Source organism: Paenibacillus sp. JCM 10914 (assembly GCF_001315105.1).
Taxonomy (GTDB): Bacteria; Bacillota; Bacilli; order Paenibacillales; family Paenibacillaceae; genus Paenibacillus_AQ.
This window is the reverse complement of record NZ_BAZR01000002.1, coordinates 373,179-387,938: the sequence shown is the minus strand read 5'-3', so window position 1 is coordinate 387,938 and position 14,760 is coordinate 373,179. Positions and strand designations below refer to the sequence as shown.

Annotated in this window: 17 protein-coding genes, 1 pseudogene and 1 riboswitch; of the genes and pseudogenes, 10 read left to right on the top strand and 8 right to left on the bottom strand. The window is 49.3% G+C overall.

The annotated features are described in order from the left end of the window. The first annotated feature begins 170 nt into the window (after window positions 1–170). The 4 genes from garR to JCM10914_RS05060 all read left to right on the top strand — a co-directional run bounded on the left by garR (window position 171) and on the right by JCM10914_RS05060 (window position 5,496). Window positions 171–1,055, top strand: coding sequence for a 2-hydroxy-3-oxopropionate reductase (garR, locus tag JCM10914_RS05075; protein ID WP_023958176.1), 885 nt, complete (start codon window positions 171–173; stop codon window positions 1,053–1,055). A 59-nt stretch (window positions 1,056–1,114) separates the two neighbouring features. Then, window positions 1,115–2,461, top strand: a complete 1,347-nt coding sequence (locus JCM10914_RS05070; RefSeq protein ID WP_023958174.1) for a GntP family permease — start codon at window positions 1,115–1,117, stop codon at window positions 2,459–2,461. Between the two features lie 82 nt (window positions 2,462–2,543). Further along, on the top strand, window positions 2,544–3,980 hold the full coding sequence (locus JCM10914_RS05065; protein ID WP_023958172.1) for a four-carbon acid sugar kinase family protein: 1,437 nt from the start codon (window positions 2,544–2,546) through the stop codon (window positions 3,978–3,980). Window positions 3,981–4,035: 55 nt separating this feature from the next. Beyond that, window positions 4,036–4,097: riboswitch (Fluoride riboswitch) on the top strand. Window positions 4,098–4,170: 73 nt separating this feature from the next. Continuing rightward, window positions 4,171–5,496, top strand: coding sequence for a voltage-gated chloride channel family protein (locus tag JCM10914_RS05060; protein ID WP_081739733.1), 1,326 nt, complete (start codon window positions 4,171–4,173; stop codon window positions 5,494–5,496). A gap of 30 nt (window positions 5,497–5,526) precedes the next feature. On the opposite strand, the gene JCM10914_RS05055 is transcribed toward JCM10914_RS05060, so the two are convergent. From JCM10914_RS05055 to JCM10914_RS05045, 3 genes are read right to left on the bottom strand one after another with little or no spacing between them, the layout of a single operon-like run. Further along, window positions 5,527–6,210: a hypothetical protein gene (locus JCM10914_RS05055; protein ID WP_023958168.1), complete on the bottom strand. Its 684-nt coding sequence runs from the start codon at window positions 6,208–6,210 to the stop codon at window positions 5,527–5,529. Next, window positions 6,210–7,097, bottom strand: coding sequence for an ABC transporter ATP-binding protein (locus JCM10914_RS05050; protein ID WP_023958166.1), 888 nt, complete (start codon window positions 7,095–7,097; stop codon window positions 6,210–6,212). The genes JCM10914_RS05055 and JCM10914_RS05050 overlap by 1 nt, the downstream gene beginning before the upstream one ends. Continuing rightward, window positions 7,097–7,465 (bottom strand): GntR family transcriptional regulator, encoded by a 369-nt coding sequence (locus JCM10914_RS05045; protein ID WP_036716998.1) that lies wholly within the window; start codon window positions 7,463–7,465, stop codon window positions 7,097–7,099. Before JCM10914_RS05045 ends, JCM10914_RS05050 begins: the two co-directional genes overlap by 1 nt. A gap of 228 nt (window positions 7,466–7,693) precedes the next feature. Here JCM10914_RS05045 and JCM10914_RS05040 point away from each other — a divergent pair. The 6 genes and pseudogenes from JCM10914_RS05040 (at window position 7,694) to JCM10914_RS05030 (ending at window position 11,534) form a co-directional block, all read left to right on the top strand. After that, window positions 7,694–8,832 (top strand): annotated as a pseudogene (locus JCM10914_RS05040) (phosphodiester glycosidase family protein). Between the two features lie 260 nt (window positions 8,833–9,092). Beyond that, window positions 9,093–9,290, top strand: a complete 198-nt coding sequence (locus JCM10914_RS29755; protein ID WP_023958158.1) for a hypothetical protein — start codon at window positions 9,093–9,095, stop codon at window positions 9,288–9,290. Then, entirely contained in the window at window positions 9,287–10,000 is a 714-nt protein-coding gene (locus JCM10914_RS29750) for a PrsW family glutamic-type intramembrane protease (RefSeq protein ID WP_023958156.1), read from the top strand. Before JCM10914_RS29755 ends, JCM10914_RS29750 begins: the two co-directional genes overlap by 4 nt. 23 nt (window positions 10,001–10,023) lie before the next feature. After that, window positions 10,024–10,857: a hypothetical protein gene (locus tag JCM10914_RS29745; RefSeq protein WP_023958154.1), complete on the top strand. Its 834-nt coding sequence runs from the start codon at window positions 10,024–10,026 to the stop codon at window positions 10,855–10,857. 82 nt (window positions 10,858–10,939) lie between these two features. Continuing rightward, on the top strand, window positions 10,940–11,113 hold the full coding sequence (locus tag JCM10914_RS29740) for a restriction endonuclease fold toxin (RefSeq protein ID WP_023958152.1): 174 nt from the start codon (window positions 10,940–10,942) through the stop codon (window positions 11,111–11,113). Window positions 11,114–11,132: 19 nt separating this feature from the next. Beyond that, complete coding sequence (locus JCM10914_RS05030; RefSeq protein WP_023958150.1) at window positions 11,133–11,534, top strand: immunity 7 family protein; 402 nt, start codon at window positions 11,133–11,135, stop codon at window positions 11,532–11,534. Between the two features lie 73 nt (window positions 11,535–11,607). On the opposite strand, the gene JCM10914_RS05025 is transcribed toward JCM10914_RS05030, so the two are convergent. Genes JCM10914_RS05025 through pxpB form a run of 5 tightly spaced genes read right to left on the bottom strand, consistent with a single transcriptional unit; the run spans window position 11,608 to window position 14,745 of the window. After that, window positions 11,608–12,237: a pyroglutamyl-peptidase I gene (locus JCM10914_RS05025; protein WP_023958148.1), complete on the bottom strand. Its 630-nt coding sequence runs from the start codon at window positions 12,235–12,237 to the stop codon at window positions 11,608–11,610. A 24-nt stretch (window positions 12,238–12,261) separates the two neighbouring features. Then, window positions 12,262–13,020: a LamB/YcsF family protein gene (locus JCM10914_RS05020; RefSeq protein WP_023958146.1), complete on the bottom strand. Its 759-nt coding sequence runs from the start codon at window positions 13,018–13,020 to the stop codon at window positions 12,262–12,264. Beyond that, window positions 13,002–13,868: a biotin-dependent carboxyltransferase family protein gene (locus JCM10914_RS05015; protein ID WP_023958144.1), complete on the bottom strand. Its 867-nt coding sequence runs from the start codon at window positions 13,866–13,868 to the stop codon at window positions 13,002–13,004. The genes JCM10914_RS05020 and JCM10914_RS05015 overlap by 19 nt, the downstream gene beginning before the upstream one ends. After that, window positions 13,778–14,023: a hypothetical protein gene (locus JCM10914_RS29735; RefSeq protein ID WP_231638493.1), complete on the bottom strand. Its 246-nt coding sequence runs from the start codon at window positions 14,021–14,023 to the stop codon at window positions 13,778–13,780. The genes JCM10914_RS05015 and JCM10914_RS29735 overlap by 91 nt, the downstream gene beginning before the upstream one ends. After that, a complete protein-coding gene (pxpB, locus tag JCM10914_RS05010; protein ID WP_023958142.1) occupies window positions 14,020–14,745 on the bottom strand; it encodes a 5-oxoprolinase subunit PxpB in 726 nt (241 codons plus the stop codon). Before pxpB ends, JCM10914_RS29735 begins: the two co-directional genes overlap by 4 nt. Window positions 14,746–14,760: the final 15 nt, after the last annotated feature.

Genomic DNA, 14,760 nt, shown 5'->3' with positions numbered 1-14,760 from the left:
TCCTGAAAACAAAGACTATTTTTAAATTATAAAGATAACGATCGTTCTTTGAAAGCTTATTCCAATATTTTTTTGTATCCATTTTTAATATTTTGTATACAATTTTAAAAATTATGTGTACAATACTCTTTGAAAACACTTACAACTCACTTTACTGGAGGCACGTCAACATGAAAATAGGATTTGTAGGACTCGGAATTATGGGCAAACCGATGGCCCTGAACCTCATTAAGAAAGGGTACCAACTTACCGTCAATGACCTTAACCAAGAAGCAGTAGCGGAATTGGTCCAAGCGGGAGCTGAGCAAGCCGAATCTCCGCAAGCCGTAGCGCAAACCTGCGACATGATCGTCACCATGCTGCCAAACAATGCGATTGTGAAGAGCGTCATCCTTGGAGATAACGGCATCGTTCACGGCGCCAAAGCTGGATCGATTGTGATCGACATGAGTTCCATCTCTCCTGTCGTCGCCACCGAGATCGCAGATGCTCTAAGAGCACGTGGCATCGAGATGATCGACGCTCCCGTTAGCGGCGGTGAACCGAAGGCGATCGACGGTACCTTGGCTATTATGGCTGGCGGAGATGAAAACGCATTTACCAAGGCTCAGCCTGTCCTCTTGTCTATGGGCAAGGATGTGACCCGAGTCGGTCCGAACGGAAGTGGTGCCACGGCGAAGCTGGCCAATCAGATCATCGTGAATGTGAACATTGCAGCCATGTCTGAAGCACTTGTACTTGCAGCCAAAGCCGGAATTGACATTGAGAAGTTATACCACGCCATACGCGGCGGACTCGCTGGAAGCGCTGTACTGGACGCCAAAGTACCCATGATTCTGGAACGCAATTTCAAAGCTGGTGGACGCGTGGATATTAACCTGAAGGATTTAACGAATGTGATGGAGACGGCAGAAGCCTACGAGCTCTCCCTTCCACTGACCGAACATGTGCGTCATATATTCGAAACGCTGCGGGATGAAGGCAAGCAAGATCATGATCATGCGGGAATCGTTAAATATTATGAGAAATTCGCGAACGTGGAAGTCGGTAAGTAAGAATCCAAGAGATCTGCAGGAAATGACCCGCACATTAAACAAGTAAAGGTGGAAGACGCATGTTAACAGGACCTATGCTAATCGCAGCCTTCATCATCGCATTAGCTTTGCTGTTCCTACTCATCATCAAATGGAAGGTTGAGCCCTTTCTCGCACTAACGATCATTGCATTTGTGACAGCCATTGGCATCGGCATTCCGCTGAAGGAAGTTCCGGGCATTGTAACTTCCGGCTTCGGGAGCACCTTAACCGGGGTCGGCATTCTGATCGGCCTCGGTGTAATCTTCGGTCAATTCCTCGGTGCCTCCGGCGCTATCGAACGAATTGCCGATTCACTTCTGAAAATTTTCGGAATCAAGAACTCGCCTGCCGGCCTGGCCGTTTCAGGGACCATCGTATCCATTCCTGTCTTCTTCGATGCGGCATTCGTGATCTTGAGCGGTCTATTGAAAAGCCTGGCTACACGTACAGGAATCTCTATCGTAACGTTCGTTACCGCACTTGGCATCGGTTTGATCACGTCTCACAACATGATTGCACCTACGCCTGGTCCGATGATCGTAGCGGAGAACACGGGTTCCGACCTGGGTCTCTTTATCCTCTACGGCATCATCTGTGCCATCCCTGCTACACTTGTCGGCGGTTTCCTCTACGGCATGTTTATTGGCAAGCGTGTGAAGACGGAATCCACGATTGAAGATGAAGCAATAGAGAACGAAGAACTGGGCCAACGCAAACAAATCAGCACAGGCTTGTCTTTCGGGATGCTGGCTCTGCCAATCGTACTCATTCTGGCGAATACCTTTTCGAAAATGCTGGTTCCCGGCACTTCGATTGAGACATTCTTCGGTTTCATTGGGGACAAGAACATTGCCTTGTTGATCAGTGTTCTGGTAGCCATTATTGCACTGCGTCCGTATATCGCCGAAAATTACAACAAGCTATACTCGGAAGCGATCGCAACGGCAGGTATGATCGTCCTCATTACCGGAGCGGGCGGTGCCTTCGGTGCGGTTATCAACCATAGTGGTATTGGCGACTACCTGATTACAACGATGCAGAGCTGGAGCATTCCGGTATTAATGCTGGCATTCATCTTCTCCCAGATTTTGCGTGCATCACTCGGTTCTTCCACGGTTGCGCTAGTTACCACATCCACGATTATGGGACCACTCATTGTGGACTTGGGCGTATCCCCGATTCTACTTGGACTGGCGATTTGTGCCGGCGGTATCGGTCTGTCCCTTCCGAATGACTCCGGGTTCTGGGTGGTGAATCGTTTCGGTAAACTGACGGTGCCTCAGACGCTGAAAGTTTGGACGCTTGGCGGCTTCATCGCAGGCTTAACCGCACTAGCTACCGTCTATGTGTTAAGTCTGTTCAGCGGTATTTTGCCAGGATTGTAAGAGCTGCAAATTTATAATTGCTTCAAATTCACAATCATTAATAGATAAATAGTTACTATACAGATAAAGGTGTTGAAACCTAATGGATACTGGAAAAAGATTGGCGAGAGACGTATTTGATCGACTGCCTGCTGTAGACAGCAATGAGGTTGAACTTAAACTACAAGAAGAATTACGAAGCTTCGATCATAAAATCATCGTACTCGACGATGATCCAACCGGCGTGCAAACCGTACATGATATCTCGGTCTATACCGATTGGTCACTCGATACCATGAAGCAAGGATTCGCTGAGGAACAATCGATGTTCTTCATCCTGACGAATTCACGCGGCCTGATCGCCAGTGAAACCGAAGCGGTCCATCGCGAAATCGCCCGTCACGCTGCCGAAGCCTCCATGGCGATGAATAACAAGCCTTATCTCATTGTCAGTCGCGGTGACTCCACCCTTCGCGGTCACTACCCGCTCGAGACGGAGACGTTAAAGCGTACCCTGGAGGACGAATTCGGCGCCGCTTACGACGGTGAAGTCATCCTGCCTTTCTTCAAGGCGGGAGGTCGCTTCACGATCGATAACACTCACTATGTGCAATACGGCGAAGAGCTCGTGCCTGCGGGAGAAACGGAGTTCGCCCGTGATCGAACGTTCGGCTACACCCAATCCGACTTAGGAAAATGGGTGGAAGAGAAATCCGAAGGAACGTTCAAAGCATCGGACACGACCTACATTACGCTCGATAGCCTTCGCGCTCTGAATATTGAAGGAATTGTCGCTCAGTTAATGCAGGTTAACGATTTTAATAAAGTGGTCGTGAACGCAGCGGATGACGTGGACGTCAAAATATTTGCGATCGCGCTGGTCAAGGCAATGAAACAAGGCAAGCAGTTTCTGTTCCGAACCGCAGCGACCTTCACCAAAGTCATTGGCGGCGTCACGGATAGACCTCTTCTCAGTAAAGAGGAAGTTGTCGGCGGACAATCCGGAAGCGGCGGGCTTATTCTGGTCGGTTCTCATGTGAAAAAGACAACCGAGCAGCTTGAACAGCTCATGACATGCGACTTCATCACCTTCATTGAATTCAATGTTCACCTCGTAACCGACGACAAGGCTTTCCAAGCGGAAGTTGACCGTGTTATTACAGAGACGGAAACCGGTATTGCCGCTGGCAAGACCGTTACAGTCTATACAAGAAGAGAACGCTTGGATCTAGGTGAAGGCATGAAGGAAGAAGAACTGAAACAATCGGTGAAGATCTCGGACGCGGTTACCAGCATTGTACAGCGATTACAGGCCAGACCGAGATATATCATCGCCAAAGGCGGGATTACCTCAAGCGATATCGGCACCAAGGGACTACGCGTGAAGCGGGCAACGGTAGCAGGGCAGATTCAACCAGGAATTCCGGTATGGATCACCGGTGAGGAGAGCAAGTTTCCCGGCCTGTACTATGTCATTTTCCCAGGCAATGTTGGCTCCGAACATACGTTGATGGATACGGCGGTCATGCTTGAAGGGTAGTGCATATTCCTTCAGCCCTTGACGTCTGGGCATCCTTTCCACTACAATGATATCAATCAAATGAGGCGATGGAGTTCGCCATAACCGCTGTTTGCAGCTAATGACTCCTACCAGAGGTCGCTACCCTGGTAGGAGTCTGTTTGTGTACATATAGGTTAGCGGCGAATGAACAGAAATGGGTGAACGAATGATGAGAACGAAATGGCTGAATATTGCTGAAAGATGGCCGATTGCTCTGCTCGGTGGTTACTTCCTCAAATGGATCGCTCTAGGGGGCATCGTCGGGATCATGACGGGCAGTGCATCTGCTTTGTTTCTCCATAGTCTGAATTATGTAACCACCCTGCGTGTAAGCACCCCCTGGCTGTTGTTCTTGCTTCCGCTCGGGGGTGCAGCCGTCAGTTACCTCTATTATAAAATGGGCAAGAATAGTTCCAAAGGCAACAACCTCATTCTGGATCAGATCCATGGCGGCACCGAAGCCATTCCACTGCGAATGACACCCCTGGTACTTGCGGGAACATTGATCACGCATCTATTCGGGGGATCTGCGGGGCGTGAAGGGACAGCCGTTCAAATGGGCGGAAGTTTATCGGAGTGGTTCGGCAAGCTCATTCGCGTGACGCCGCTAGATCGCAAAATTTTACTGATCTGCGGCATCAGCGGTGGTTTTGGCTCCATATTCGGTACACCACTGGCGGGAACGCTGTTTGGACTCGAGGTTCTTGCCATCGGCCTAATCTCGCATCAGGCTTTAATACCAGCATTCATTGCAAGTTTGGTCGGGAATATTACAGCGACATCTCTATGGGGAGTCAGCCACCTGCATTACTCCATTGGACCTATTCCGCCACTTAGCCTGACGTTGGTGCTTAAGATCATCTTGGCTTCCATTCTGTTTGGCTTGACCAGTCGATTGTTCAGCGAGCTCACCCATTCCTTGAAGCGGTGGTACAGTTACTTGTTCAAAAATCCGATGATAAAGAGTGCTGCCGGCGGTATGATCATCATCGGGCTTGTATACCTCCTGGGAACGCGTGATTACTTAGGGCTTGGTCTGCCCTTGATTGAACAATCCTTCACTGGCGAAGTCTCGCCACTGGCTTTCTTGGGGAAAATCCTGTTCACCTCACTCACCTTAGGGGCTGGCTTTCAAGGCGGCGAAGTGACTCCATTGTTCACCATCGGGGCCACGCTTGGGAACGCGTTAGCCGATTGGATTTCGTTGGGGGCTCCCTTCCTGGCCGCTTTAGGATTCATTGCTGTATTTTGCGGTGCGACCAATACGCCGATCGCGTGCTTCATCATGGGAATAGAGTTATTCGGTGGGGAGGGTGCCTTATATATGTTCATGGCTTGCATCATCAGCTATCTGTTCTCCGGGCATTCGGGCATCTATACTTCCCAGCAAATCGGCACCCCCAAGCACCCCCTCCTATCCTATCTTCAAGGAACCACTTTGGCTGACAGCAAAGAAAACCAGCGACAACGTAAAAAACACAGATCGTCTGATTAAATCCAGACGATCTGCGTTCGTTTTACCTAGTTATACCGTAGCTTTACGCAAAAACTGGCGTGAACAGATCGCAATTACAAATGATATTGGAATGAACCAAAGCGACAGTTGAAACGCTGTATTATCGGCAAACCAATCGAATATCGCTTTCCACCAGCCGCCACTCGTTGCGATTAAGGCGAGTGCGGACAACATGACAGCAACGACAGCAAGCATGATAAACGTTCGAATTCCCCTAAATCTCAAGAAGAAGCTCCCGATCCCCACGCCAATCAGTGAAATCGAGGTGAGCAGAATGACATACATAAGAAACTGAATCAGTATAGGACCATCATGGAGATACGGCAGATGGAAGAAGTAAATACTGTCGCCCCATGCCCCGGTCCAGACTTCAATACCTCCAAGCAGCAACAGGATAATCGCTGTGATCATACTGATCAACATTATAAAAATTAACGTGCCTGCAAAAAAGTCACTTCGGCGAATACTGAATCCGATGGAGAACGGGAATAGCTGTATCGTCGTCGTCATCGCCGTAACAAACATGAAGACGAATATCGTTATAAGACCACCCGTATAGAAAGCCCCATCACCAATCAATGCACTCACCAGCATGTTGATCATAAAGCTGAATAACACGACGGCCCATGGCAAATAGAACCATGTCAGCTTCTGTCTTAGATGAATCTGCAGTACATTGGATATTCCTTTCATCAGCGGTTCCCCACCTTTCTGTTTTTCGTTAATTGAACAATGAGCTGTTGAAGAGATACAGGTGCTGTTTCCAGGCCGGCTTGCTCAGCCTCACGTTTGATCGAGGTTTCCGATCCTCCCATGACCATAGCCGAAATCGTTGAACCCAAAGCTTCCTGATGAATAACATCTCGGCCTTGTATGAACGATTCCACTGCAGATTGATGCCCGATTACGTTATGCGTACGTCCCCGCAATTCATCCGTATCCGTATCCAGCAGAATTCGTCCATCATCGATCACGATAATATGCTCCAACAATCGGCTGACTTCATCGATCAAATGCGTGGACAATATGATGGTGCGCGGATGCTCGGTGTAGTCCTCGATCAATAGATCGTAGAACATCTCTCTGGCAACAGCGTCAAGTCCAAGATAAGGCTCATCAAAAATCGTGAGTGGTGCCCGGCTGGCCAAGCCTACAACGATACCGACAGAGGATAACATCCCTCTGGACAGTCGCTTAACAAGGCGTTTGCTTGGCAATCGGAACAACCCAATCAACTGTTCCGCATAGGCCTGATCCCAATTCGCATACACTTTGGAAGCTACAATCATCACATCTTGAACCGTAAACAAATCCGAGTATTTCTGACCTTCCTTAATGAAACAAATCCTTTCGATCACGTTTAAATTCTCATAAGGAGATTCACCGAATACCCGGATCTCTCCACTCGTTGCAAATAACTGCGAAGTGATCATCTGCATGATTGAAGTTTTCCCTGCTCCGTTCCTGCCAAGCAGCCCATAGATTTTATCTGCTTCAATTCGGAAGCTTACCTGATCGACGGCCGTAGCATCATGATATCTCTTCGTTAAATTTATGACTTCAATAACCGGTTGGCTCATTACCCCTGCTCCCCTCTGCGGATCATTTCCGATAACTGATCCTTCGTAATCCCAAGCTTAGCCGCTTCCTTCACCATCGTTACAACATATTGTTCGTAAAACTCCGTCTTCCGCTTCTCCATTAGCACATGCTGAGCGCCAGTCGCTACAAACATTCCAATCCCCCGCTTCTTATACAGAATCCCTTGATCAACCAGCAGATTCACGCCCTTTGCTGCGGTTGCCGGATTGATCTGGTAAAAGGCTGCGAACTGATTCGTTGACGGCACCTGAGACTCTTCCGGCAATCGTCCTTCAATGATATCGTCCTCTATCTTATCCGCGATCTGCATGAATATCGGCCTGCTGTCATCAATCTGAAATGCCATTTACTTGTCACCACTTTCATTTATGACCTTCATTGCATAATTGGTTAGTTACTCATGTAATTAACCATATAAGAGAATGAGTAATATGTCAATAGACTCTCCGAGGATTCTAACAGCAGATTTTCTAATCCACGGACTTTAGTCCTAAATAAATAGTCCTGTTCAGCCGATATAGAAGGGGCATAAGAAATGGAAAATAGATACATAACAAAGGAGTTTGAAAGAAACATGAAACGAATCATTGCACTCACCGTCATCCTTATGTTCACGCTGATGACACCGCATTATGCTGCATCTGCCGCCACACCCAAAATGATGGCCTATGTGGATAAGAACAGCCATTCCTTCATTCCGGTAGGACTACTCAAGACTTATGATGGTGTAAAGGTCTCTTATAAAGCATCAGAGAAGAAGCTTGATATTTCCAGCGAGAATACACAGCTTACCCTCAACTTAGGTAGTCGAACTGCTTACGTAGATGGCAAAAAAGTAACCTTAAAGCTGCGCCTTTCTCCGAAAACGGCAGTACGTACGTCCCTCTTCAGTTCATTCAACAATACCTGGGGTTCAAGTCAAGCTGGGGCTCGAACCGCGCAACCGTGAGTCTGACGGACGGTACGAGCATACACACGCTTCCCGTTCTGTCCGGGAAGTTCATACCGAGTAATTCGAATCCCGTTACCTCTCAGCGCAAAACGTTTAAGGTGGGGTCTCGCTCTTTTCAAGCGAACGTCGTAACGGTTTCGCTTCTTCACCCCAAAGTTAATCTTGACGTTGTTCTGGCGGGCAACAAAGCTGGCAAAGTCGAAGATCTGCGCAGCATGGCCAAACGAAGCAATGCGGTAGTTGCGATTAACGGGACATTCTTTGACGCTTATACCTCCGGGGCTTATAAAGCACCCTATGGTTATCTTATTAGCCAAGGAAATATTCTCCATAAAGCTTCAGGCGATAATCGAACCATCTTCACGTACGATCACAACAATCTGGCTTCGATGATACCAGGGCTTGATTTCAAGGCGGTGTACGATTCAGGACGTATGAGCGGGGCCCTGCAAGCCGGTCCGCGATTACTGACGGATGGCAAAGTGACCTTGGACGTGAAGAAGGAAGGATTCAAAGATCCGAAGATTCTGACAGGCGGTGGCGCGCGAAGCGCACTCGGGATTACGAAGGATCACAAGCTGATATTGTTAACGACCGGAGGGGCAACCATTCCTCAGCTGGCTGAAATAATGAAACAAGCCGGTGCATATCAAGCGATGAACCTCGATGGCGGGGCATCAAGCGGCCTGTATTATAATGGCTCTTACATCACGACACCAGGCCGGCAAATCAGCAATGCCATCGTGGTTAAATATAAGTAAGACGCAACAACTCCTCGAGTTTCCAGGATATTCTCTTCTGGACACTAGAGGAGTTTTTTTATATTGAGAAGCTATACCTTGCTCTGTTGCCGCATATGCTGGTCGAGAAATTGTTTCTCTTCAAGACCATTTGTGTAAATATATAGCAAACTGTCCATGGTGTTCGATTGGTATTTCGAGGCGCATTCAGTGAGGGGGCGAAAACCATTTTATCTTCAATGAAGATCATTCGAACGAGAACCAGGGACGCGTTCGAAAGCGTGCATCGTGTATGGAGCGCATGGATCGAGAAATATCCATTTATCGTCAAGACCTATCATCTATTTTCCTGGCTGTCCCTTGTCGTGCTTGTGATAAGTCTCATGCTGGTCAAAGAATCGCGTACGATGCTCTTGCAATATATGTGGTCCCTTTACGTGGTGTTGCAATTCTGGTTCCTGTGCCAAGCAAGACGGTGACCTGGAAACAGGTCAGCCTGTTTGTCCTGTCCGGTGTGCTTGTGGTCATTCCCCTAACCAACTGGACGATGCAAGGACTTCATTTGATATTTGGTGGACAAACAACCGACACCTGGTCTTTTGCCGTTATGACGCCCATTATCGAAGAAGTTTATAAACTACTTCCACTTGCACTATTCTTATTCTTTTCCAGAAGAGCTACTTCGCTCAGCCTAAGTGATTATGTTCTGCTGGGCGCTGCACCGGGTATTGGATTTCAATTCGCAGAAGAGTTATCGAGGCGCTTGACTCAGAGCCATTACGGAGTTTCTTTTCTTGGGGGCAAGACGCTGCATTGGGAATTGTTCGATCTATTCCCGGGTTACTTCGAAGAAAGTTTCATTCCGACCATGATGAACGTAACTCATCCTGTACATAGTGCCATGATAGCACTCGGATTCGGCATCGCTTACCGTTACACCAGCTGTCTCACTCGCTGGGTCTACGTCTTCCCCGCACTATTGTTATGCTGGGCGATCCTCAATCATGCTGCCTGGAATGGTCAGAATCGCCTGCCAGACTGGATCCTGACCATACATGAATGGACCGGCGAGGGCTATCGAACCGAAGGTTTCTTCCTTCTGCTGCTCATGGCAGGCTTGCTCAAGGACTACTGGATCTGCACCGTGTCCGTGAACGGCTGCCCTTTCTTCGAGGCGAAACCATCATAAATCCGATGACGGAACTATGGCACATGATAACCAAACTGTTTACAGACCGTAAACGTTTGATTGACCTCATCGTTTTTTATCGCGATCGGCGCGAGCTGGGCTACTCGATCCTGTATGGGAACCAGGAAGCCGCTACTCAAAGGGAACATGTTCAGGAGAAGGTACGAAGACGCATCGCAATTCTGGGTGCTATCGGCTTTCTGCTCCTGGCTGCCGCGTTATTATCCAACTTGAACACCAGGATGCTGGCAAACGACGCTTCTTGTTTCGCCTGCCTCTTCGACTCCCTTCAGAATTGGTGGGATCGTCTGAGCGGCTGGGAACAAGCTGGCCTTGTTATCGGTGCCTTCGCCTTATCCCTGCTCTTCGTCAGCTTCTGGCCGGCACTAGGCATTGCACTGACCGGAGCGGGCATCGCCGGCGGTGGACATGAAATCGCCGGATATATTCGGAACCCGAAGAAACTCTTATCGCCTCAGAACGCGGCCGCTGTCGTAGTTGCTGTCCTGCTTAGCCGCATTCCGATAGGCAAAGGATTCGACTGGCTATCTAGGAAGTTGGGGCCGCAAGCTAGAAAGTGGCTGAATTCCCTCTCCGAGAAAATCGGCTGGAAATCACGCCGTGAACCGGATACCCCATCAACACATAAACCGGATGAGCCAAATACTGCTCAACCGAATGCGAAAAAACCGGACGAGGAACGACCCAATGACAATAAGCAAGGCGATGAGAAGTCAGATGACTCCGGCAGCACACCACAAGAAATCCCGCGATATTCCGGAGAGCTGCAGAAGGTGAACAAACCGGATGCCGCTGCGGACTCGCTTGCCGAACGGTTGGTGGCGAATCCAGAATGAAGTTTGATTCCGATCCAATCGGCCGTGAATTTGACGCCATAAGCATGAATACATCGCACAGACCAAGCCTGCCCTGCAGCAGGTGAACAAGAAAGTTCGCGACCAGATGAAGGCAACATTTGAAGCTGCCGAGCAGACCGGCAAAAAGGTGTATTACCATTTTGAAGGGGAGCCTGCCCAATCGGTCATTGACAAATTACATGAATACAGCCAAAGATATGGAATAGACGTCCATATCGATACCGATCCATTATAACGACGAGGAGTGAGCATTCATGTATGAATTTCACGGCTGGGCCACGATTCAGGAGAGTCCTGCTGAAGTTGATGCAGGGCAACTGGATACAATCATTCAGAAAATTCAGCTTAAGATTACGGAATTCAACTGGGGCAGCGGTTTATTATCATTAAATGCAGTGAATGGATCATACTATCTGCACGTGGGCGCCTTCACGAATCGCAAAGGCGCTGAGGCCGATGAGATCGCCTCGTTGTATCAATTGATCGCCCGGATCGCACCAGGCTCATACGGGCTCCTCTACACGAGAGATGATGAGAATGCCCAAGGTCTCGATAACGAATTCCGGGTCATGGTGCTGGCACGCGGTCAACTAACGGAGCAGCCTGATCCCTTCCTCTCTCCTTGCATTCCGGTTATTGAGGATGAAGTCGACTAAGAACTCCGTATCCCTCCGATGAAATATAAGAACCCCCGTCAATTTCTCAGAAATGACGGGGGTTTCGATCGGATTATCTCAATTCATCAAGGGTGGTCTGGATCATGATGTGCAGTGCCTTCAGCATGATTTCATGCGATAGCGTGGGCACGGTCGGCTTGTCCAGCGCCATCTCCGTAGAAGCAGGAAAATGTACAAAGCCGCCTAATGAGCTTAATTGCTCGCTGCGTATCTCATTTAATAAAGCATACATCGTATTATTGCATATATACGTACCCGCTGTATTGGATATGGTTGCCGGGATTCCCGCTTCCTTTAACCGGTTGACCATGGCGCGGATCGGCAAGGACGAGAATATTCCGTCCGGCCCCTTCGAATCGATCGGTTCATCCTGTGGTCTTGCGCCACGATTATCGGCAACGGTTGACTCGGTCGGTACATCTTTTACGTTGATCGCGATCCGCTCCGGCGTAATCGCCGTTCTCCCAACTGCAACTCCGCAAGCAATCACAGCATCTGGCCGATACTCCTTCATCTCTTGCAACAGGATCTTCGCGCATTCATCATAGTTAACGGGGAGCAGGATCGTCCTTATCATCGCTTCATGAAAGGAATATTCTGCAATGTCATGAATCAAACGCTCGGTCGGATTAATGGAGCTGCCACCGAAGGGTTCAAAACCGGATACCAGTATTTTTTTCATGTTCACATCTCCTATATCTTTTTATCAAGACATGGCGCGGACAAGCACCCCTTCATGCTCTAACCGGATACGTAACGTCTTTGCAAACACAGAGGCGTGTGCACCGTCCCCGTGAATGCAGATCGTGTCCGCTGTAATCGGAATGATTGAACCGGATAGCGTAATCACAGTCTTGTCTCTCACCATGCGCAATACTTGGTTTAGCGATTGCTCCAAATCGGTTATTACCGCACCCGGAAGCTGTCTTGGTGTTAACGTCCCATCGTCTTGATACGTTCGATCCGCGAATACTTCGCTGGCCGTGCAGAGTCCGGCCGCTTCACCCGCTATAATCAATTCACTTCCCGCTAACCCGTATAGAATCAGCGCTGGATTGATTCGTTGCACAGCCGCGACGATCGCATCTGCCAGCGGTCTTGATACGGCTGCCATGTTATACAGAGCGCCATGGGGCTTAACATGATGCAGTGTACCACCTTCCTGTTGAACGAACGCCATCAATGCTCCGATCTGGTAGGTAACCATATCGTGCGCTTCCTGTGGCGTAATTTCCATCTTCCTTCTGCCGAAACCTGCAAGGTCAGGCAGTCCCGGGTGTGCGCCGACTGCCGCGCCGCTTGCCATTGCTGCTTGAACAGTTGTGCGCATCACGGCAGGGTCTCCGGCATGATAGCCGCAGGCAATATTCGCGGATGTTATGAAGCCCAGCAACTCGGTATCGGAGCCTATCGCGTAATTCCCAAAACTCTCTCCCATGTCGCAGTTCAGATCGACGACAACCATCCTGTTTCCTCCTTCAATTTAAGCCTGATCATATACTCCATGACACGCATCTCCCGGCTGCGACGACAATATAATGATTCCGCTTCGCTTAATGTTACTTCCTCGAATAACAGCCTGCCGCCAGGCGGAATCTGTGCAATACGTGGAATATCCACTGAGATCACCTGCGCGATTTTGGGGTAACCTCCCAGCGTCTGTCGATCTGCCATCAGAATGATCGGCTGCCCATCGGCAGGAACCTGCACGGTTCCAAGCGATACCGGTTCGGATATATATTCCTTGGCGCTAATCAACTGCAAAGGTGAACCAGATAAACGGTAGCCCATCCGATCCGACTGCGGTGTAACTTGGTAAGCTTGGCCGAGCCAGTGCTGCTGACTCTGGTTGTCAAAATCCTCAAATTGGCGCCCTCTCAGCACCCGCACCCTCCGTTGCTCCTTGTGCAGTGCATAATCCTCAGCGGAGACCGACCACGGTACCGCATAATAATCGCCATCATCAAGACGGCTGTCTTCATTTGGGTTTAAAGGTAGATTGGATGGACGTGTATGTAGGACATCCCCCTTCTGGAGCGGTCTGCCTTCGTAACCGCCGATACCAGCCCTAATGTATGTACTATAACTATCCATGACTGGATCAACCTGAAACCCACCAGATATCGCCAGATAAGCGCGACATCCTGTAATCGGCATCTGAAAGCTCAAGACGCTTCCGGCCTTAACGCGTACAGGACGCCACATCGGCAGTTTGCTTCCATTTACTCTCGGCGATAAATCTCCCCCGGTAATGGACAGCCACATCGTCGTCTGAATCTCCAGCGCCAAACCGGACCATGTAATCTCAAGCACGGCCGCGTCAGTTTCGTTACCGACCAGCCAATTTGCGACTTGGCACGCGTAGCATCCATTGCGCCTGCCGCAATAATCCCGTACTTGCCATACGCGTACCTGCCCAAATCCTGGATCGTAGCGAGCATCCCCGGTTTTAGAATCTTTAGGCTCATCTACTCACATCCTTTAAGCGTTCGTATTCCGCACGGCCGATGGAACGAAAGCGGATATATTGCCCTCCCTGCAATAACGTCGGAGGGCGATGATCCGTTCGGAACAAAGATAGCGGCGTGCGGCCGATAATCTGCCATCCTCCTGGCGTTTCAATTGGATAGATGCCGGTCTGTGTCCCTGCAATACCTACCGAGCCTGAAGCAACTTGCAGTCGGGGAGTTTCTTTTCTCGGCGTAGCTATAAGTTCTGACATTCCTCCCATATAGGGGAAGCCCGGGGCGAATCCGATCGCATAGATCAGGTAATCCTGCTCCGTATGAATGCGAATAACGTCCTCCACCGACAGCTTATTCCAATCCGCCACGTAGCCCAGATCGGGTCCAAATTCCTGGCCGTAACACACAGGAACATCGATAATCTCGGCACTGTTGCCGGGCATCATCTTCTCGGAATCGTCTTGTTCCAGCAGTGGTTCCAGTAAGGAACAGATATAAGCATATCTCGTATCGAAGCCCTCCGCTGGACCGACCTGCTCCAGATCATAATAGACGGCAACGGTCGTATATGAAGGGATACACTCAATAAATCCGGGAAAAGGGTACTGAGCGAGCTGCCGAACAAGGCGAATGATTTGCCGGTGTACAGACAGGCTTACCTTCTCGGCTAATTGAACAAGAACCGCGGAGTCACCCAGCGGATAGAACGAATAGGACTTATGCATGCCAATCACTCCATT